Here is a 19034-nt window from a genome sequence, read left to right on the forward strand (position 1 = left end):
ATTGAAAAATACATCTTAAGGATGAGAGGATTGTGATAAGCTAAATGAAAGAACATCGTAAGGAAAGGGGTTCAATCCATTGAAAAAATTACCAGCACATGACTTTTTGGACAAGCATGGCATCCCGTATGACATCAAAACATTTTCTGCCGACACAGAGAAGGGCGCAGCGAATGTAGCGGCAGCTCTTGGTTTTAGAGAAAGACAAATGATCAAAACATTGATCTTTGAAACAGGGGAAGGGGAGCAGCTGCTTGTGATGGTTGGTGCTGACCAGCACATCAAATCAGGGAAACTAAAGAAAGCCGCCGGCTCTCGTAATATCAAAATGGCTTCACCTGACACGGTGCTTGAAGTGACGGGCTATCGGATTGGCTCTATTCCGCCATTTTGTTGGCAACCTGAAGGGTTCCGCACGATTATCGAAGCATCGCTATTAGAAGAAGAGATATTAGGCGTTGGAGCAGGAGAATGGGGAAATGAAATCCTCATCACACCAGAACAATTAGTGATAGCCTCAAAGGCGGTCCCATTTGATCTTGTTCAGCCATCCGAATAGAAAAAAGTGCCTGTTGCTGAAGCAGGCACTTTTTTAATTGGAGTCAGGTGTTGTAAAGGGTCCGATGTCTTTCATTTGCAGAAAAGCATTCACCGTCCTATTTTCCTCAAGGTCATTCGCCCGTTTGCAGACCACAACAGGCCTGATAATGTCAATTCCTTCGATATACACACGCCCAATTTCTCCACGTTCTAAGCTTCGCTGAACGGCGTCACGAGGAACAAGGGTAATGCCATAGCCAGCTTTGATCATTTGAATGGCTTCGTGGACACCACTGAATTGTAAATCAACGGTCGGTTTTTTAATTCCTTTAGCGGTAAAAAGGGAAAAAAGCTTGTCTCTCGTCGAACTGCCTTCTTCTCGCATTAAAAAGGGTTCATGGCTTAGGCGTTCTAGGGGGACGGTTTGTCCATTTAACGGGTGATCCACAGGCACGATAAAGTCATAACTTAAATCAGTTAAGTGAGAGGTGTGAAGATCTTCGTGGTGCAGATCCTCTATTACGGCGATCGCCACATCTGATTGATATTGAAGCAGGCTTTCGATCACTTGAGCGGAGTTTCCACTTTTTAATTCAATGTCTGTCTGTGGCGATGCTGTTTTAAAAGAGGCAAGCCAATCAGGCAGCAAAAAGTTAAGTGGTACGTAGGTAGAAGCAATTCTGAGTCTTCCTTTTTTTCCGTTTTGCAGAAGGGTGATCTGATATTCTACTTCTTTTTCCGCCTCGAATACTTGCCGGGCATATGGATACAGGATCTTTCCCATCTCCGTCAATGTAATCCCCCGGCCGTTTCGTTTGAAAAGACGAAAGCCGATCTCTCGTTCAATGCTTCGTAATTGTGCCGTCACAGCAGGCTGCGTCAAAGACAGCACGTCTGCCGTTTGAGTGACACTTTTTGTTTCGGCTACCTTTGCAAAAATACGGAGGGCATGTAAATTCATCTTTGCACCGCCTATCAATTATTTTGATGATTCAATCAAAAACATTCATTAGATTTATTATAAGGTATCCCTTATCGTAAAGGTAGCGAAGGGGGAAGAAAAATGGATCATCGTCAAAAGCAAGTGGTGTCAATTGCGCTCATCACAGCATTTGCCCTTATTGGGGATTCAATGCTCTATATTGTTCTCCCGGTCTATTGGAAAGAGATTGGTTTATCATCCATTTGGGAGGTGGGGTTACTGCTGTCTATCAACCGATTCATTCGTATCCCGCTAGCACCTGTCGTATGGTGGCTTTATCGATATATTCCAATGAAGACCGGTGTACTGATCGCAATTTTGATCGCGTCAGTGACCACGATATTATATGGTATGAGTGGATTTTGGCTGCTATTGATTTGCCGCTGTGCATGGGGTCTCGCTTGGACGTTACTCCGTATGAGTGGGATGAGGGTCTTGGCTGAAATGGACGAAGGCTCACAAGGACATTTGACGGGTCTTTATAATGGGCTTTACCGGCTTGGCAGTTTATTTGGCATGTTATTTGGTGGAATCCTTGCCAGCTTGATCGGTTTTCAGTCCATGACGCTTGTCTTTGGCTTACTCACATTAATGGGCTGCATTTTTTATGTATCGTTAGAAGAAATTGAAAAGAGAGAAGGCACGCAGGTGTATCATGGCATCAAACAGAAGTGGTTGACACGAGATGTGGTAAAAGTACTGATAACAGGCATGCTGATCGCACTGATCATCCAAGGTTTATTCGCATCCACGCTGAGTCATGTCATTGAAGCAAAGATTGACCAAGATGAATTGACTTTGTTTGGCTTTGTCATCGGAGCTTCGGCTTTAAGCGGTGTTATTCAAGCGCTCAGGTGGGGATGGGAACCATTTCTCGCACCGAGAACGGGTAAATGGTTTGATCGTCTTGTGATGAAGGAACGAATGTTAAGCTGGATGTTTCTTTCATTTGGAGGGCTCAGTTTTCTTGTGATCATGCTGAAGGTAAGCGGCTGGTTCCTATTGATGCTGCTTTTGATGCAGCTGATGGCAACAATAGTCACAACGTTCACCGATACACTTGCCTTTCAAAAAGCTTCTGCTCAAACAGATAAGAACCGCTTTCTCGCCAGCTATTCTTTTGTTCAAGATATGGGGGCTGCTTTAGGACCTTTGTGTGGGTATACGTTGATCCAGTTTTTCGGAACAAACAGCGTCTTTTGGCTGATGCTTATCATAAGCTTAATGCTCGTCAGCATGTGGATAAGAAGCGGGTAGCATGTTTCTTCTAGTGCAGTGTAAAAAATAAAGCGTTATATAAAAAACTGCCTCATGCAGCTGATCGCAGGAGGCAGTCATATTCTCTTATTCTAAGTCTGAATCATAGGCTTTTTGCGTGAGTTGGCTGACGACCTCTTTCAATCCATTGGGTTTATGGAATTCAACAGGTGTGCTTCCTTTTTCAAATACAATTTGATCTGCTTCAACGAGCACGACATATCGATTGTTGACCTTTGCGATATGAATCGAGTGGCCGAAGTCGGCTAAAAGTCCTTTAATTTCTGTTTCGCCTAGACGCATCTTCATCGTGATATCAGGGGTTTGTTCCACAATATGAGAAGCTGCTAGCGTGACCTGTTCTGTATCGAGTGTTTCCCGAATCTCCCGTTTTTCACTTGCTTCCCATATTTCAAGGTCCTCTTCAAATTGTTTTAATTCTTCACTTTCATCCTGAAATGTTTCAAATACATGTTCCTGCACCATATTCATGACCTGTGATTTCATGATTTCAGGCATCGATTCCCCGTATTCGACGAATTTCAGAAAGTCTTCAAAATAACGAGCGTGTGAGGATTGGTGAATTTTCACTTCGGCTTCCTCTGTCATGCCCTCTTCTGGCATAAACGGGTATTGAATCGATTTCATGTTTTTTGTTGTAATCGCCATTTCTACTTTTTTGATCAAGGTAGATGTATCAGCAATAGAAGCGACTTTCTGTTCAAAATCGCATTTCATGATAAAGACAAAAGAGTCATCGAAATACTTTTTAGGAGCCGCAGATGCAACCAAAAACACGCCGCCTCTTACAGCACTTGTATCTAAATAGGTGCGAACAAATTGTTCACTGCATTCGTTAAATACTTCTTTTGTATCTGCAAATCTCGTCTGATGAAATAAATTGTAGTTTGGATTTGAATCGAGTTCATGCCCGGGTTCGACAATAAATCGGCCAATTTTAGTCGGTACTTGCTCAGACTTAGGGTGTCTGTCCACTTTTCGTTTGACGATTTTTTTAAGCTCACCGTCTAGAAAGTCCTTCAGCTCACTTTGTTCAAATTCTTCTTGGTCTAATGTTTGATAATGTTTAAACCGTTTATTTGCTTGTTCCTCTTTGCCTTCTATTTCAACGACATAGAATGATAGAAATCGTATCGTAAAATCCACTGATTGGTCACCACTTTTTCTTCTTTGGATATGTTGAGTATAGAAAAAGGAGTGAAAATCGTCAACGAATGGAGAAATATCGTGTCATTATTTCCCGAGAAATGTTTCGTGAAAAACGCTTGATAATAATTATCATTCTTGATAGAATGATAAAAGAAAAGAAGGAACCTGCCAGTTCCTTCATCTCAGAAAATCATGTATTATTTTGTTTCAAATGTTTCGCAATCCGTTTCAGCATTGCGAGTCACGTCAGTCATTGTGCTTTTACCAATTTTAATTGTAGAGGCTGTACAGCTGTTGTCAGCCCAAAAACGGCAAGAGTTCACTTCACAAAGTACATTTTGTGCCATGGGAATTCACCTCCGTGATTCATATTAAGAATGAAGCAAGCTGCCACTTGAGTTCATTCAATCTAGTAGTCTCTTTATCGAAAGAGTCTGTTTGTGCTGTATATGCACATGTTTATCATACCATCTACCCTGAAAATATACAATTTAAACTTTGAAAGAGCGAGAATGCAAATCTCGCTCTTTTTTGTTTGTAAAAATAGTTAAATGCTAGGTGGCACCCTCTCTTATTCCGACATATGAATAGAGTAGATTCAAAACCTGATGTCGGACAAAGTATAAGGGTACATGTACTGATTTTCCGCATGAAGATAGGGTTTTCAATCAAAAATTTTCATAGAGAGATGAGGGGAGAAGATGAAAGCAGTCATTCTCTGCGGAGGAAAGGGAACGAGAATGAGTGAGGTCACACAAGCGCTTCCTAAACCACTTGCTATGATCGGAGACCGGCCTATTCTATGGCATATTATGAAAATCTATCAGTATTACGGTGTAGACGAGTTTATCTTATTGCTTGGATATAAAGGAGAGAAAATCAAAGAGTATTTTCTCAACTACGACTGGCGGCATCACAGCATGCAGCTGGATATGTCGACAGGGGAAATGAAGCTTTTAGGGAATTCGGAGAATTGGAAAATCACCTTTTTAGATACGGGTGAGAATACGATGACAGGCGGGCGGTTAAAGCAGGTACAGGATTATATTGGTGATGAGACATTTATGATGACGTACGGTGACGGACTTGCCAATATCAATATGTTTCATTTGCTCAAGCGCCATCAAGAGCTTGGAGCAGCTGCCACTGTCACAGGAATTGAAAAGAAATCACAGTACGGCACGCTGAAGGTGTATAACGGGATGGCACAATCCTTCTCTGAGAAGACAGACAGTATCGGGATGATCAATGGAGGATTTTTTGTGTTGTCTCCAAAGGTTTTTGATTATTTAACAGATGATGATCAGTGCGTCTTTGAAGCAGAGCCTCTTCAGAACTTGGCGAATGATGGCGAGCTTGCAGTATATGAGCACCACGGATTTTGGACAGCAATTGATACGTATAAAAACTTGAAAGAAATCAACGGCATGTGGAATGAAGGAAAACAACCATGGAAGGTTTGGTGACAGCATGAGCGGATTTTGGAATGGGAAAAACGTATTTGTGACTGGGTGTACGGGATTGTTAGGGAGTTACCTCGTCAAGGAATTGATAGATCAAGGAGCAAACGTAACAGGGCTTGTACGTGATCAGGTGCCAAGATCGAACTTATATCAAGGCAGTCAATTTGAAAAGATGAATGTCGTCCAAGGCGCACTTGAGGACATGCAAACGATAGAACGTGCGTTAGGAGAATATGAGATTGATACGGTCTTTCATTTGGCCGCCCAAGCGATTGTTGGGGTCGCAAATCGTCACCCGGTCTCTACATTTGAAGCCAATATTTTAGGAACATGGAATGTGCTGGAGGCATGCAGAAGACAGCCGCTTATCAAACGAGTGATTGTGGCATCGAGTGATAAAGCATACGGGGATCAAGAGCAGCTTCCTTATGATGAAGACATGCCGCTTAACGGCAAGCATCCATATGATGTGTCAAAAAGCTGTGCAGATTTAATTTCTCACACGTACTACAACACATATGGTCTTCCGGTTTGTATTACGCGCTGCGGTAATTTATATGGAGGCGGGGATTTGAATTTTAACCGAATCATTCCGCAAACCATCCAGCTTGTGTTAGAGGGAAAGGCGCCAGAAATTAGAAGTGACGGAACCTTTATCCGTGATTATTTCTATATTGAAGATGCGGTCAAGGCTTATTTACTGCTAGCTGAAAAAATGGAGGAAAAAGGGCTTGCAGGAGAAGCATTTAACTTTAGTAATGAAATTCAGCTGACCGTGCTTGAGCTCGTTGATAAAATCTTAAAGGCGATGGGCAGTGAACTAAAACCTCGTATTTTGAATCAAGGAACGCATGAGATTAAGCATCAATATTTATCAGCAGAAAAGGCGAGAAAGCTGCTTGATTGGAAGCCTGATTACTCCATTGATGAAGGGTTAGAAAAGACAATTGAATGGTATCGCGAATTCTTTCAAAAATAGAGGTGTATACAGATGAACAGCATATATTGTACGGTTCTATCAAGTGGAAGACTTTATCAAGCCATTGCGTTTTTCTTATCGTTGAAGCAAGTAGAAGATGATGCTGTCATCAAGACGTTATGTATGGATGATGCTGCATTTGATTTGCTTCATCAAATGAATTTCCCGCATGTCGATCTTGTTCATGTGCGTGAGCTTGAAACGCCGGAGCTTCTAGAGATCAAAAAGGAACGAAATGATTCGGAATATTGCTGGACATTAAAACCGATTTGGATTGAGTGGCTATTTAAGCAGGACCAGGCGGAGGAAGTGACGTATCTAGATGCGGATTTGTTCTTTTATGAGCGTCCGCAAGTGATTTTTCAAAACCAGCCTGATGCGTCTGTGCTTCTATCAAGAGGGGATATTGTCATTCCAAGCTTTGATCCAGAGGAAGTGAAGATGCTTCAGAAACTTTTAGGGCGCTACAATTCAGGATTCCTCCATTTTAAAGGAGATGAAGCCGGCCGGAAGTGCCTGAGCTGGTGGAAAGAAGAATGTCTAAAGGAATGCAAAAATGCGCCTGGAGAGGGGAAATTTGGCGATCAAGGGTATTTGGATCATATGCCGATGCTGTTTGAAAAAGTAGAAGATATTCAAACAAAGGGTGTGAATATTGGTCACTGGAATTATGGCCAGCATTCTTATCAGGAAGAGAATGGACGTATTTTGCTTGAGGATGGAAGCCCACTCATTTGCTATCATTTCAGTGGTTTTCGGATCTTAAGCAAAGATGATATGCAGCAAATCCATGAAAAAGGAAGAGATGATTTGCCATTTTTCCAAGAAGCCTATCGGGAAGTGCTGCGTCATGTGATTGAATCGGTAGAACAAGTCAATCCGATGTTTAACGGCTATGCCAAACTGGAGGAGGATGGCGCATGAATGAAAAGCCGAAGGTCAGCGTCATTATTCCGAGTTATAATGCGAAAGAGCGTTTAGAAGGGAGCCTCTTTTCCTTAACGCTTCAGGAAACCGATATTCCATTTGAGGTCATTGTTGCTGATAATGGGTCAACGGACGGCACGATGGAAATGCTCGAAAACATTGAGGTGAACTTTCCATTCAAAAAGGTGCGTATTCCTGTCAATCAAGGAATTGCCAAGGGGCGCAATCATGCCATTCATGAGGCAGAGGGAGACCTCTTAATATTCCATGACAGCGATATGCTGGCAGAGCCCCAATTTATTCAAAAGCACGCAGAGGCACATGCTGATCATGAGGACCGTGTCATTTGCGGTGTATGCTGGAAGCGAATCTACCGTTATTTTTACACCGGTTTTGATAAAGATCATGTGAAGCGATTAAAAAAACAAGGGCTGTATCAGCGGAAAATGAAAGACAAAACGTCTCTTGTGTCGATGGAGGAAATAAAAAACGGAGCATTTCTAGAGAGAAGCTTCGACTTGCAGTCCGAATTTATTGATATTCTGAAAGACATTTTAAACACGTACGACTATGATTTAAGTTCTTATCAATTGCCGTGGCGATTTTTTATCACAAATAACTCTTCCGTCAAGCGAAAGCATGTCATGGAACTAGGGATGTTTGATGAAAAAATCGTTCGATACGGGTTTGAGGATTATGATTTAGGCATTCGTCTGCATCAGCTTGGCCTCTCATTTGAGCTGCGTGAGGATATTTTAAGTGTGCATCAGGAACATCCAAGTAATTTAACGTCATTCGATGACATCAAATATAACATTTTGTATATGTGCGAGAAGTACAACAATATTGATTCGATTGATGTTCATTTGGCTTTCTCTGGACCATTTTCTCATACCGTGACAAATGATATCGTGAAAGACATTCGCCAGCTGCGTAAGAATGCAGCATATGATGATCTGCTTGCTTATTTTTTGGAGCTACTTCATATGATCACAGAGCGGAATGTGGGCATTAAACGTGATCAAAAGGACGTGCTGACGGCAAAGCATTTCCCTTTGAAAAAGCTGTCAGAGGCGGCCCAGCTTGCCAAACAGGAACATGGATGCACGGTGCTGGTAGAAGCCATTCAAGGGCTCACAAAAGAGCTGCTGCATGTTGACTTGTTCCAAGTGGATGTGTTGTAGATGGCATCCTATCATTTCACAACCATTGTGTCCAATACCCATGTATTTAAGCTGCTGGCGCTGATTCATTCACTTGAGCAGACGGCTCAATCATACAAACTTTCTGTCTTATGTGCTGATCCTTTGGCTTACAAGGTGTTAAGTCAGTTTCCTCATCCACATGTCCAATATGAACAGCTTGAAGATGTGGAAGATGATTCGCTGCGAAAAGCAAAGGCGGATCGTACGTTCCACGAGTATTGCTGGACGCTTAAGCCTGCGTTTCTACTCAAAATTCTTGAGTCCTCTGATGCAGATTATCTCGCTCATTTGGATACGGATTTGTATTTTTATCATGATCCAGAGGCGATATTTGCAGAAAATCCACTCGCTCATGTATTTTTGACAGATCATATGAATTCCAAGCGATTCTATCACTTTTATGAATTATCCGGCCGTTTTAATACTGGCTTTGTAGGCTGTCGAAACACAGATGTGGCCAAACGGGCTGTGACGCAGTGGAAAGAGAACTGCATTGCGCACTGTACAGTAGAAATGGATACGGAAAAAAAGACATATGGTGATCAGCGGTATGTTGAAAGATGGGTCGATGATTTTGAGGGTGTCCATGTGGTGGCATCTAAAGGTGCCAATGCAGCGATTTGGAATATTGAAAACTATAAGCTCTCCGTTGTGAAAGGAGATATGTATCTCGACGAATGTCCACTGCTGTTCTATCATTTTTCTGCCTTTACGATCATTGATGAAAAGAACTTTAATCTGAATTGGTATTACTATATGACAGAACACACTCTTGTGGATCATTTGTATATTCCGTATGCGGATTTGATTCATCTGAAAATTAAACAGGTGCAAAAGGTCTTTCCAGACTTTCAGCAGGGGTTTATTGCAAAGAAGCATGTTCCTGACACGCATTTTTATAAGTTATGAAAAAACCGCTCATTTATTGAGCGGTTTTTACCTTTTATGATTCATTCCATTTCGCTATGGTCTGATCGCTTGGCAGTAAAAAGGCTAGGATGCCTAATATCGGTAAAAAGGCGACACCGATCATGGTAGGCGTTAAACCGACTGCATCAATTAATGAGCCGAGGGCAACGGATCCAATCGCTCCCATACCAAACGCAAGTCCAACAGTTAAACCAGACATTGTGCCAATTTTCCCGGGAAATAGTTCTTGGGCATAGACTACGGTGACAGAGAAGCTTGAAGTCAGAATGATCCCAATAAGTCCAAGTAAAACATAAGCAACAACTGGTCCGGCAAATGGGAGAAGTAGGGCAAGCGGAAAGGATGCTAATAAGGAAATTAAAATGACGGTTTTCTTGCCGAAGCGGTCTGCAAGCGGCCCGCCTAAAAATGTCCCAATCGCACCCAATATAAGAAATAAGAAAATATAAGTTTGTGATTCTTTAATCGTCAAACCATATTGTTCAATCGCATAAAACGCATAGAAATTCGAGATCGCATTTCCATACCAAGAACGCGCGAAAATAAGAAAGACGATAATGCCAAGTGCTGTGAGCGCTGACTTGCGGTGAAGTTCAGATCTTGCTGCTTTTGCAGGCGCTTTTTTCGCTTGTGCTCGAATGGTTTGAAGTCTTCCTGCGTACCACCTTGAAATATAAAGAAGGAAACCGACAGCAATCATTCCAACAATCGTAAACCAAGCCACACCTGGCTGACCGAGAGGGACGAGCATTAATGCAGCGATTAGCGGAGCAAAGGCTTGACCTGTATTTCCGCCGACTTGATAGATGGATTGAGCAAGACCCCGTCTAGGACCAGCTGCCATGTTGGCAACCCGTGAGCCCTCTGGATGGAAAATCGCAGAGCCGAGTCCAATAAAGACGACGCACAGTAGGATGGTCGCAAATGATGGTGCAAACGCAAGGCCGAAAATGCCGACAGCACTTGAAAATAATGCGATAGGCAGTGCATAGGGCATCGGCCGTTTATCTGTGTACCACCCGATCGCAGGCTGCATGACAGAGGAGACCATATTTAATGTAAAGGCGATTAGCCCTAATTGAGTAAAGGTCAGCCCCATTGAGCGTTCTAAAATAGGGAACATGGCAGGAATCACGGCTTGCAATGTGTCGTTGAGCATATGGCAAATACCAATAATCAATAAAATAGGATAAACCGTTGAACCGGTGACCGCTTTTTGAGGTTTATTCTTTGTTTGAGCAGCAATAGCCAATGAGACTTCCTCCTTTCATTCAACTTGTTTCTTTTTTCATTCTCCTCATTTTATTCATAAGGTGAACTATAAAACAATAGCAAATTGTCATGATTTAGAAAAAAAGAGACACATGCGCTTGATGGAGCGTGTGTCTCTTAAGGGTTATTTATAGAAAGAAGCGATGACAGGCTTCATTTTTTGAATGACAAGTCCACTGCCTCCACGGTTTTTCACACCTTCAATCATGCCGACGAGGACATAATCTTCTTTTTTAGGATTAAACGCAAGTAAAAATCCATTTTCAGTCCCGTCTGTCGCACCTTGTTTGCTCTTTAGTTCCGCTGTTCCGGTTTTAGCGGCTATATCAGCCCCTTTTATTTGCAACGAGTGAGCGGTTCCGTTTGAATTGGTGACGACTTGAGTTAGTGCATCCTTCACCGTATTTGCTGTATCTTCTTTGATGATCTGTTTTGGTGATGCGGTTTTTTCATCCTGAATGACTCGAGGGTACACAAGCTTTCCTCCTGTTGCAAATGGTGAATAGGCATGTACTTGTTCAATTGGTGACATGAGTAATTCTCCTTGGCCATATGCTGAGTCGGCAAGTAAGATGTCTGATTTGATTCCGTCGTTAGACACTTGTGCCGGTTTCATTGTAAACGGCATGTTTAAATCATCACCAAATCCAAATGTTTTCACTTTTTTCTCGTAAGTATCTTTGCCGATTTCAAGGGCTTCCTGTCCAAAATAAATATTATCTGAGTACACGAGGGCATCGACCATATTGACTTGTTCTTTGTCATGTACCCGTGTAATGCGATAATTTCCCCAAGATTGATCCTTCTGCCATTTCAGTCCATGAATGGTGCGTACTTTATTAGGTTTTGTGACACCTGTTTCCAGTCCAATCGCTGCTGTAATGGTTTTGAATGTGGATCCTGGTGCATATCTGCTCGCATACCGAGCTTGGAATGGGAGATCAGGATTTTCACTGTATGCTTGATATTGTTTAGGCGTGATCCCGTTGGTCATTAAATTGACATCGTAAGAAGGGGTGCTAACAAGCGCTAATAAATCACCTGATGATGGGTTCATAATGGTGACAGCCCCTTTTTCACCTTTCAGCTGTTGATAGGCTTTTTTCTGTAAAGATGCATCAATGGTCAGCTTGACTGTTTTTCCGTCTTTTCGGTCTGTTTTTTGTAATGTTTCTTCAATACCTGTTTCATCATGGATAATGAGGATGCTTCCGCCATCTTGTCCTCTTAAGTTCTTGTCAAATGTGAATTCAAGGCCGGTTTTGCCGATGATTTGATCCGCCTTTAAAGCTGGATTTCTTTTGATATCATCCGCATTTGCTTTTCCCACATAGCCTGTCAGATGGGCAGCGGCTTCGTTATATGGATAGTAGCGCATTTCCTTCGTTTGATAGGTGACGCCATTTATGTCTTTTGGAATCGGCTTTTGCTCTAACATAGACTTTAGCGGGACAAATGTGTCATCTGTGACCCATGCTTGTTTCAGCTGATTTTGAATCAGCTCTTCATCTATATCAAAAGCGTTGCTGATTTTTTTGATGTTGCTTTCTTTTTCCGTACCTGTCCCGAGCTTTCCAGGGATGATGCCAAGTGCGTGTCCACCAGTTGTTTCGGCTAACGTGCGCCCTTTTCGATCTACAATATTTCCGCGTACCGCAGGATCCGTTGTCACTTTGATGGTGTCACCCGTTTCCATTTGCGGGAAGATGAGATTTGGTTTCCAGTCTACTTTCCACTCGTTATCCTCTTCGGAGAGAACGCCCTTGTAAGAGAGTTTGTTCAGCTTTCCAAGTGACGTTTTCATCGTGACTTCATAGGTGAATTGATACCCATTTCCTTTGTCCTGTTTTTCTACGTTGACGTTTGAGACGTTTAGATCACTTGCACCAATGCCGCTAAAGATCTTATCGTATTTTTCGGCAAGTTGTTTTTTAGAAAAGTCACTGGCTTTCAGAGAGCCACTTGTGACCTCATCTGCCAGTTTCGTGAATTCTTTTTTCTCCAGATGTTTCGTAAAGGATTCAGCGGCTTTCAGCGCCTCTTTTTCTTTTGAGAAAAGCGAATCTTTTAAGAAAAAGAGAGCAGCAGCAATCACGATGATGCTAAGAAGGGGAATGATGACTTTTTTCTGTTTCCAAAATGATTTTCGTTGATCTGTATACAATGAAAACACCTCAATTTTTGATTAGATCCTCTATAGTTTACAGTTACTGTGTAGGATTTGTATAGTTTCTCCTATGAAAATAGACTAAGACATGAAGTGGAAATATGAAGCAAGACACAGTTGCTGCTGAAGAATCTCTTCATTTTTTCTTATGATTTAAAGGATTTTTTATGTGATCATCGAATGTGAAAAATTAGAAAAATTTTAAAAGCGTTTTCATGAAGGGGGAATTGTGATCGTTTATAAAAAAGTGAATCTAACTGGATTTGTTCTTGGACCGATCTTCTTTTTGCTTATTTTTTTGCTCATTCCAGAAAGTGAATTGACCTATGCAGCAAGAGTGGTACTGGGCGTTACGGCTTGGACTGCGACATGGTGGGTCACAGAAGCTTTGCCTATACCGGCGACCTCTTTATTGCCCATCATCCTTTTGCCTACACTTGGCGGGCTATCGATGGAGCAAACATCAAGAGCGTATGGAGACCCGATTGTTTTTATGTACATGGGCGGATTTATGATTGCCATTGCCATTGAAAAATGGAATTTACATAGAAGAATGGCCTTACATATTTTAAACATCATTGGCACAAGAAGTGACCGCATTGTATTAGGGGTTATGATGGCAACGGCTTTTCTATCTATGTGGATTTCAAATGCAGCCACAGCACTGATGATGCTGCCGGTGGCACTGGCTGTGATTAAAGAGGTGAAGGCGAACGATATTTTGTCTGGTGCATCTCTTGACCGATTCAGTAAAAGCATCCTATTATCGGTCGCTTATTCAGCCTCAATTGGCGGACTGGCGACACTCGTTGGGTCTGTGCCAAATGCTGTTTTTGCGGCGATGTCAAAAAAGCTGTTGGATCGAGAAATTATGTTTTTTGAATGGTTTTTGTTTGGTTTTCCGGTAGCGGCTGTCCTGCTTATTCTCTTATTTCTGTATTTGACCAAGATACAATTCAAGGTAGAGCACACAGGGGAAATGGGAGCAGCGTTTATACGGAAGGGTTTAGAGGATTTAGGCAAAATGAAACAAGAAGAAAAATGGGTTTTTGCTATTTTTCTTATGACGGCTTTTTTATGGATCTTTAAAATCTTTTTGTTTGGCGGGCTTCCTGTCTCGGATACGTCGATCGCAATCTTTGGGGCGATGCTGTTATTTCTCATTCCAGCGACAAATGGAGAGAGAATACTAGAATGGCAGGATATGAAGCAGTTGCCGTGGGGGCTTTTGCTTTTGTTTGGAGGCGGGCTTTCGCTCGCTACAGGATTTGCGGAAACGAATCTAACAGGATGGATCGGGGAAAATTTACAGCATTTAAATGGGCTGTCGTATCTCATGCTGCTGATTATTTTAACGGCTTCTATTTTATTTATGACCGAAATTATGTCCAATACAGCAGTTGCGAACATGATCATTCCGATTACAGTAGGGCTTGGACTTGCAATTGGCATGGAGCCGTACGGCTTAATGGCTGCGGCTGCGTTAGCTTCCTCATGTGCGTTTATGTTGCCAATTTCCACACCGCCAAATGCGGCTGTCTTTAGTGCGGACGTGCTGAAAATATCTGATATGGTCAAGGCTGGCTTTTGGCTAAATGTGATCAGTATTGTAGCGATTGTGCTTGCGGTTTATTTCTGGCTTCCGGTCGTGCTGAGATGAAGACTTTGATCGAATGGAGACTTTTGGTGTTTTTGTTTCTTTTGGCTTCGGTACTGAAGCTGCCTTTTTGAGGTGCGGGTCCTTTGGCGTGTAATAGGTGGCTCCAATGTTGAGTCTGCCTTTAAGCTGATCAATGGAAAGCTCACCAAACTCTAAATGGTAGTCAATTTTGTCCACATGCAGTGATTCAATGTGAATGTGCGTATCCTCCGAGACAGGCGGAGCAGGTGCAGACATTTTCTGCTCAAGAGCGGTGAGTCTTTTTTCCAGCTCGACGACAGATGGGGATGGACTTGCTTCGGTTTTTTTAAAGAGTGATTGAATGAAATGTTTCAAGTGGACCACAACCTTTTCTTTCGCCTTGCTCTAGTCTATGGAAAAGCTACCAAGTATATACTTATAGAGATACATGAAGGGGGAGAAGGGCATGCTGCCTACACGCATTCAGATTACCCATATGAAGACGAATACGATTGGTACAGGGTCCTCGATGACATTCGGTTCGACGATCGTACGAAATCACTGCTCGACGATCAAAAGAAACAATGGTTTTGGTGAACAAAATGCCGATGGCGTGATCACGATCTTGCCGATTGAAACGATTGATGATCGTGATCTAATAGACGCAGTCAGTATTAATATTCGTCATCTATGATAATCGCAGTTGCTTTTCCTTCATCCTTTTGCAGACGAATGTATAGCACGCCGTCTTTAAAGGCCGCATTCATTTGACCAAGAATCATATCTGGGAGCCGAATTTTTCTTTCAAACGGACCATACTTTCCTTGTTTTTGGCGAAAATCTTGTTCGTTAAAAAAGGAAAAACGCTGTCCTTTTACAACTAAATATTCACCATATGACAGCACCTGAACATCTTCCTTCCGGTAGCCAGGCAGATAAATTAAGTACTGAAATTCAGTAGGGGTTTCCACAATGTCGACTGGTGGAAACGATGCATCTGTTCCTCGCTGATCTTGCTGCGAGAATGTAAAGGGAGACGGACCATTTGCCATAAAGGGAGATCTTTGCTCATCATCGAATATCATTTTCCAAAAATCATCTCCATGCATTTGCTGGGCAATGTCCATCCACTGCTTCATTTTTTCGAAGTCCATGTGAAGACCTCCTGTTAACATACTTGATGGGTGCTCGCATATACCTATAAAAAGGAGGTTTATCTGTGGTTCAACCAACTCCGTATATCAATATTAATATTTTCATGTTAAAAATTAATTCCTTTGAAAATGCGTCGGCGGTGAATGTCGGACAAAATTTGTTAGCAGAGTGGCAAAACTCAGATAAAAAAAATCAGGGGTACGGACAGAATTTTGGAGATGCCAGCGGTTTTGTCGGAACAAAGAGCCATGTAGATGATCGAGATCAAGTGGACTCACCTGCCTCTTTTTCGCCAGCAGCTAAACCTATTCCAAGGAAGTGATGTGTGATGTTATTCTCACCCTCAGTCGTCAATGTCGGTGCTTTTAAAATCAATGCAATGGATCGGGGGGCATCACTGACGCTAGGACCTTATCAGCAGATCGATTATTTTCTCTCGATGAAATTGAACCAAGGTTTTGGTGAGGACAATGGAGATTGTTCACCGCTTGTCATTCCGATTTCAAGCGTACTCGATCCAGATATGGTGGACTCGAATTCAGTGAAAAACAGTGTGATTTAAACAAAAAAAGAGACCGGGATTCCCCGTGTCTCTTTTCTATTGTGTTTGATTCAGATGGCTTTTGCGTCTTGCGTAGGTAAAATACACAACGACACCAATGGCTACCCAGATGAGGAAGGCTCGCCATGTCTCCCATTTCAGTGTGGCAGCCAAGATCATACAAATGACCGCACTAATGATGGGAAGAACAGGAACAAAGGGTACTTTAAACGCTGTTTTCATATTCGGATGTTTTTTCCGGAGTATGATCACAGCGATCGAGATCACCGTAAAGGCCGCAAGTGTACCGATGCTGACTAAATTAGCAAGTGTTGATAAGTTGACGAAACCAACGATACATGCCGCAACAGCGCCTGTCAGCCAAGTGTTGGCAACCGGTGTCTTCGATTTTGGATGAACGTTTGAAAAGATTTTTGGCATGAGTCCATCTCGGCTCATGGCAAAGGTTAAACGAACCTGAGCGTAGACAAGTGCAATTAACACGGTCGTAATCCCAATAATAGCACCTGCCGATATAATACCAGCGACACTATTCAGTCCAACCACTTGTAAAGCAAAAGCGACAGGGTCACTGACATTCAGTTTCGTATAGTGAACCATGCCGGTTAAGACAAAGGATACCCCGATGTATAAAATTGTACAAACACCGAGCGCGCCAATAATTCCGATTGGCATCGCTTTTTGCGGGTTTTTGACTTCTTCTGATGCATTAGCGATTGCATCAAATCCAAGGTAAGCAAAAAAGACAGTTGCCGCTCCTGCAATCACGCCATGGAAGCCCATTGGCATAAAAGGTGTCCAATTTTCAGGTTTAACGTAAGCAAAGCCTGAAATGATAAAGAGGAGGACAATGGCAATTTTGATGAGCACAATGATGTTATTCAGCTTCGTGCTCTCTTTTACGCCTCTTGAGACAATAAAGGTAATGAGTAAAATAATGAGTGCGCCTGGCAGGTTAAAGATGGCCCCATCAGCGGCTCCGGGTGCAGCCGATAAAGCCTTCGGTATGTGCAGACCAAATCCACTGAGCAGTGATTGAAAATAGGATGACCATCCGCTTGCCACAGCAGAGAGCGCAACAACATATTCAAGCATTAAATCCCAGCCCATTAAAAAGGCGAGGAATTCTCCAAGTGTTGCGTAAGAATACGTATAGACACTTCCTGACACTGGAATGGACGAGGAAAATTCAGCGTAGCAAAAAGCAGCAAGGGCGCATGCGATCGCAGCCAAAATAAAAGATATAATAATCGCAGGTCCCGCATCTTTCGCAGCCGCAACCCCCGTTATCACAAAAATTCCAGTCCCGACCACACAGCCAATGCCAAGCAAGATTAAATCAAATGTATTCAAAGAACGGCTCAGCCGCTTCGTTTGACTTTCAAGCATGAGCTGATCGAGAGATTTTTTTCTAAATAAAGAACTCATGTTGACCTCCTAATGGATAAATCTTTTCGTAAGACGAATGTTAGTATATGCGTAAATGACAATTTAGTCAATTGGTTGAAAAACGCTTTAAATCACTAAAGTGTTAAATGTCACAATAGTCTAATGTGTATCAAAAGACATCCGCCGTCATGTGACAGGCGGATGTGATAACAGGAGATTTACGTTTGTTCTGCAAATATTTTTTCATTGTACAGCACACTCGGATGGGTTGGGTAATGGGCTGAGGATGCAAGATGATGGGTTTTGGCTTGAGCCAAATCACCGAGCTGATAATAACAATAGCAAAGCTGAAGGTGAGGATACCATGTTTTATATTGTGTCAGTGTAAAGGCTGTTTCGATTTCAGGTGCCTTCAGTGCCTGCTCATACCAATAGATGGCCGCTTTGTATTTATTTTGTGCTTTGAAATGATCCCCAATCCGGCAGCAAAATTCTGGACGGGGCTGATCATATAAGAAGGATCGCAATAAGGAGGATAAGGCGGCTTCCTCAAAACCGACTGCATAATAGCAGTCAGCTAAATTTTGGCATGTGCGAATTTCATCCTCAATCCAGCATTGTTTTGTGGCTAAAAATTTGTGATAAAAGCGAATCGCCTTCACATGCTGCTTGTTATCTCGTAATTCATTGGCGAAGTAAAAGAGATCACGAGGCGTCATCTCTTCGCCTTTTGCAAGCATGTTTTCATAAATGCGCAGATTGCGTCCAGGCTCTCCAGCGGTTGTTTTCTTACGCTTTTGATGGGTGACGGCGATATCAGCAGGAAAAATGTTGCCATACACTTGAAGGAATTCATGAACGGCCCCATACCACTGAAAGTTCAAGGCACGCTTGACGAGCCGATTTCTTCTATATTTAAAATTCACCTGACCGTCCTCGCTAAATCCAACGTGGTAAAACATCGAGACGGCATCTACTGCGGGATCTAGCGTCTGTTTGAGCTGAAGCAGTTTTTGCCGGTCCTCTTCAAGTAGGACATCGTCGGCATCCAGCCATAAGATATACTCTTTTGTCGCATGGGAAAAAGCGAAATTGCGTGCTTTTGCAAAATGCTGGACCCATTCAAAGTCGAGCACCTTTGCTGAAAAGGAGTGAGCAATGTCCTTTGTTTGATCCGTTGATCCTGTATCAACAATGATCATCTCATCTACAATGTCTTGAACAGAAGATAGGCAGTCAGCCAAAACCTCCTCTTCATTTTTCACAATCATACATAAACTAATGGTTATCATCTTTAGATCACCTCTTCATAGTGTATCGAGCATCAAAAGGAAACATTCTTTTCAGCAGCGGGTTTTTTTAAAACTAGTTTTCTGCTACTGGCTGATTTAAAATAAAGGAAGAATCTATGTAAG

20 protein-coding genes are annotated in these 19034 nt (G+C 42.4%); 11 read left to right on the top strand and 9 right to left on the bottom strand.

Going from position 1 to position 19034, the window contains the following annotated elements; all coding sequences use genetic code 11:
* Positions 1–79: 79 nt before the first annotated feature.
* Positions 80–559: a YbaK/EbsC family protein gene (locus NST15_RS03525; RefSeq protein ID WP_017360428.1), complete on the top strand. Its 480-nt coding sequence runs from the start codon at positions 80–82 to the stop codon at positions 557–559.
* A gap of 33 nt (positions 560–592) precedes the next feature.
* Here NST15_RS03525 and NST15_RS03530 read toward each other — a convergent pair whose 3' ends face one another.
* On the bottom strand, positions 593–1501 hold the full coding sequence (locus tag NST15_RS03530) for a LysR family transcriptional regulator (RefSeq protein WP_255233699.1): 909 nt from the start codon (positions 1499–1501) through the stop codon (positions 593–595).
* 102 nt (positions 1502–1603) lie between these two features.
* Between NST15_RS03530 and NST15_RS03535 the strand changes: the two genes are divergently transcribed.
* Positions 1604–2779 (top strand): MFS transporter, encoded by a 1176-nt coding sequence (locus tag NST15_RS03535; RefSeq protein ID WP_342498859.1) that lies wholly within the window; start codon positions 1604–1606, stop codon positions 2777–2779.
* 87 nt (positions 2780–2866) lie between these two features.
* Here NST15_RS03535 and NST15_RS03540 read toward each other — a convergent pair whose 3' ends face one another.
* Together NST15_RS03540 and NST15_RS03545 are read right to left on the bottom strand one after the other, a co-directional pair.
* Positions 2867–3946: a DUF3900 domain-containing protein gene (locus NST15_RS03540; protein ID WP_046342898.1), complete on the bottom strand. Its 1080-nt coding sequence runs from the start codon at positions 3944–3946 to the stop codon at positions 2867–2869.
* Positions 3947–4146: 200 nt separating this feature from the next.
* Positions 4147–4296, bottom strand: a complete 150-nt coding sequence (locus tag NST15_RS03545) for a DUF1540 domain-containing protein (protein ID WP_008344201.1) — start codon at positions 4294–4296, stop codon at positions 4147–4149.
* Positions 4297–4650: 354 nt separating this feature from the next.
* On the opposite strand from NST15_RS03545, the gene rfbF reads away from it, so the two are divergent.
* From rfbF to NST15_RS03570, 5 genes are read left to right on the top strand one after another with little or no spacing between them, the layout of a single operon-like run.
* A complete protein-coding gene (gene rfbF, locus NST15_RS03550; RefSeq protein ID WP_243824989.1) occupies positions 4651–5415 on the top strand; it encodes a glucose-1-phosphate cytidylyltransferase in 765 nt (254 codons plus the stop codon).
* Positions 5416–5419: 4 nt separating this feature from the next.
* The gene (locus NST15_RS03555) at positions 5420–6391 is read left to right on the top strand and encodes a GDP-mannose 4,6-dehydratase (RefSeq protein ID WP_025092661.1); all 972 of its coding nucleotides are present in this window, start codon (positions 5420–5422) and stop codon (positions 6389–6391) included.
* Between the two features lie 12 nt (positions 6392–6403).
* Complete coding sequence (locus NST15_RS03560) at positions 6404–7315, top strand: putative nucleotide-diphospho-sugar transferase (protein WP_060780857.1); 912 nt, start codon at positions 6404–6406, stop codon at positions 7313–7315.
* Positions 7312–8502 carry a glycosyltransferase family 2 protein gene (locus NST15_RS03565; RefSeq protein ID WP_342498860.1) on the top strand — a complete coding sequence of 397 codons (1191 nt, stop codon included), beginning with the start codon at positions 7312–7314 and terminating at the stop codon, positions 8500–8502. The genes NST15_RS03560 and NST15_RS03565 overlap by 4 nt, the downstream gene beginning before the upstream one ends.
* Entirely contained in the window at positions 8503–9432 is a 930-nt protein-coding gene (locus tag NST15_RS03570; protein WP_017360420.1) for a putative nucleotide-diphospho-sugar transferase, read from the top strand.
* 34 nt (positions 9433–9466) lie between these two features.
* On the opposite strand, the gene NST15_RS03575 is transcribed toward NST15_RS03570, so the two are convergent.
* The gene (locus NST15_RS03575; RefSeq protein WP_342498861.1) at positions 9467–10705 is read right to left on the bottom strand and encodes an MFS transporter; all 1239 of its coding nucleotides are present in this window, start codon (positions 10703–10705) and stop codon (positions 9467–9469) included.
* A gap of 144 nt (positions 10706–10849) precedes the next feature.
* Positions 10850–12889: a penicillin-binding transpeptidase domain-containing protein gene (locus tag NST15_RS03580; RefSeq protein ID WP_138825329.1), complete on the bottom strand. Its 2040-nt coding sequence runs from the start codon at positions 12887–12889 to the stop codon at positions 10850–10852.
* Between the two features lie 232 nt (positions 12890–13121).
* Between NST15_RS03580 and NST15_RS03585 the strand changes: the two genes are divergently transcribed.
* Positions 13122–14552, top strand: a complete 1431-nt coding sequence (locus NST15_RS03585; protein WP_052320789.1) for a DASS family sodium-coupled anion symporter — start codon at positions 13122–13124, stop codon at positions 14550–14552.
* Here NST15_RS03585 and NST15_RS03590 read toward each other — a convergent pair.
* Positions 14484–14888, bottom strand: a complete 405-nt coding sequence (locus NST15_RS03590) for a hypothetical protein (RefSeq protein ID WP_056705609.1) — start codon at positions 14886–14888, stop codon at positions 14484–14486. The two genes, NST15_RS03585 and NST15_RS03590, sit on opposite strands and share 69 nt — an antisense overlap.
* A gap of 91 nt (positions 14889–14979) precedes the next feature.
* On the opposite strand from NST15_RS03590, the gene NST15_RS03595 reads away from it, so the two are divergent.
* The gene (locus tag NST15_RS03595) at positions 14980–15207 is read left to right on the top strand and encodes a hypothetical protein (RefSeq protein ID WP_017360415.1); all 228 of its coding nucleotides are present in this window, start codon (positions 14980–14982) and stop codon (positions 15205–15207) included.
* Here NST15_RS03595 and NST15_RS03600 read toward each other — a convergent pair.
* Entirely contained in the window at positions 15188–15667 is a 480-nt protein-coding gene (locus NST15_RS03600) for an Hsp20/alpha crystallin family protein (RefSeq protein WP_008344182.1), read from the bottom strand. The genes NST15_RS03595 and NST15_RS03600 overlap by 20 nt on opposite strands.
* 65 nt (positions 15668–15732) lie before the next feature.
* Here NST15_RS03600 and NST15_RS03605 point away from each other — a divergent pair, with 65 nt between their 5' ends.
* Both NST15_RS03605 and NST15_RS03610 read left to right on the top strand, forming a co-directional pair.
* Positions 15733–15990 (top strand): hypothetical protein, encoded by a 258-nt coding sequence (locus tag NST15_RS03605; RefSeq protein ID WP_008344180.1) that lies wholly within the window; start codon positions 15733–15735, stop codon positions 15988–15990.
* A 6-nt stretch (positions 15991–15996) separates the two neighbouring features.
* Positions 15997–16230: a hypothetical protein gene (locus tag NST15_RS03610; RefSeq protein WP_008344178.1), complete on the top strand. Its 234-nt coding sequence runs from the start codon at positions 15997–15999 to the stop codon at positions 16228–16230.
* Positions 16231–16266: 36 nt separating this feature from the next.
* On the opposite strand, the gene NST15_RS03615 is transcribed toward NST15_RS03610, so the two are convergent.
* Together NST15_RS03615 and NST15_RS03620 are read right to left on the bottom strand one after the other, a co-directional pair.
* The gene (locus NST15_RS03615; protein ID WP_008344176.1) at positions 16267–17658 is read right to left on the bottom strand and encodes an amino acid permease; all 1392 of its coding nucleotides are present in this window, start codon (positions 17656–17658) and stop codon (positions 16267–16269) included.
* Between the two features lie 179 nt (positions 17659–17837).
* Complete coding sequence (locus NST15_RS03620) at positions 17838–18911, bottom strand: glycosyltransferase family 2 protein (protein ID WP_144626167.1); 1074 nt, start codon at positions 18909–18911, stop codon at positions 17838–17840.
* Positions 18912–19034 lie beyond the last annotated feature (123 nt).

The organism is Bacillus sp. FSL R5-0820 (assembly GCF_038593385.1).
Classification (GTDB): domain Bacteria; phylum Bacillota; class Bacilli; order Bacillales; family Bacillaceae; genus Bacillus; species Bacillus altitudinis.

Coding starts and splice junctions, on each gene's coding strand:
- NST15_RS03595 (WP_017360415.1), top strand. CDS start 14,980: ATGCTGCCTACACGCATTCAGATTACCCATATGAAGACGAATACGATT.
- NST15_RS03620 (WP_144626167.1), bottom strand. CDS start 18,911: ATGATAACCATTAGTTTATGTATGATTGTGAAAAATGAAGAGGAGGTT.
- NST15_RS03560 (WP_060780857.1), top strand. CDS start 6,404: ATGAACAGCATATATTGTACGGTTCTATCAAGTGGAAGACTTTATCAA.
- NST15_RS03545 (WP_008344201.1), bottom strand. CDS start 4,296: ATGGCACAAAATGTACTTTGTGAAGTGAACTCTTGCCGTTTTTGGGCT.
- NST15_RS03615 (WP_008344176.1), bottom strand. CDS start 17,658: ATGAGTTCTTTATTTAGAAAAAAATCTCTCGATCAGCTCATGCTTGAA.
- NST15_RS03600 (WP_008344182.1), bottom strand. CDS start 15,667: ATGGACTTCGAAAAAATGAAGCAGTGGATGGACATTGCCCAGCAAATG.
- NST15_RS03570 (WP_017360420.1), top strand. CDS start 8,503: ATGGCATCCTATCATTTCACAACCATTGTGTCCAATACCCATGTATTT.
- NST15_RS03555 (WP_025092661.1), top strand. CDS start 5,420: ATGAGCGGATTTTGGAATGGGAAAAACGTATTTGTGACTGGGTGTACG.
- NST15_RS03565 (WP_342498860.1), top strand. CDS start 7,312: ATGAATGAAAAGCCGAAGGTCAGCGTCATTATTCCGAGTTATAATGCG.
- NST15_RS03535 (WP_342498859.1), top strand. CDS start 1,604: ATGGATCATCGTCAAAAGCAAGTGGTGTCAATTGCGCTCATCACAGCA.
- rfbF (WP_243824989.1), top strand. CDS start 4,651: ATGAAAGCAGTCATTCTCTGCGGAGGAAAGGGAACGAGAATGAGTGAG.
- NST15_RS03530 (WP_255233699.1), bottom strand. CDS start 1,501: ATGAATTTACATGCCCTCCGTATTTTTGCAAAGGTAGCCGAAACAAAA.
- NST15_RS03610 (WP_008344178.1), top strand. CDS start 15,997: ATGTTATTCTCACCCTCAGTCGTCAATGTCGGTGCTTTTAAAATCAAT.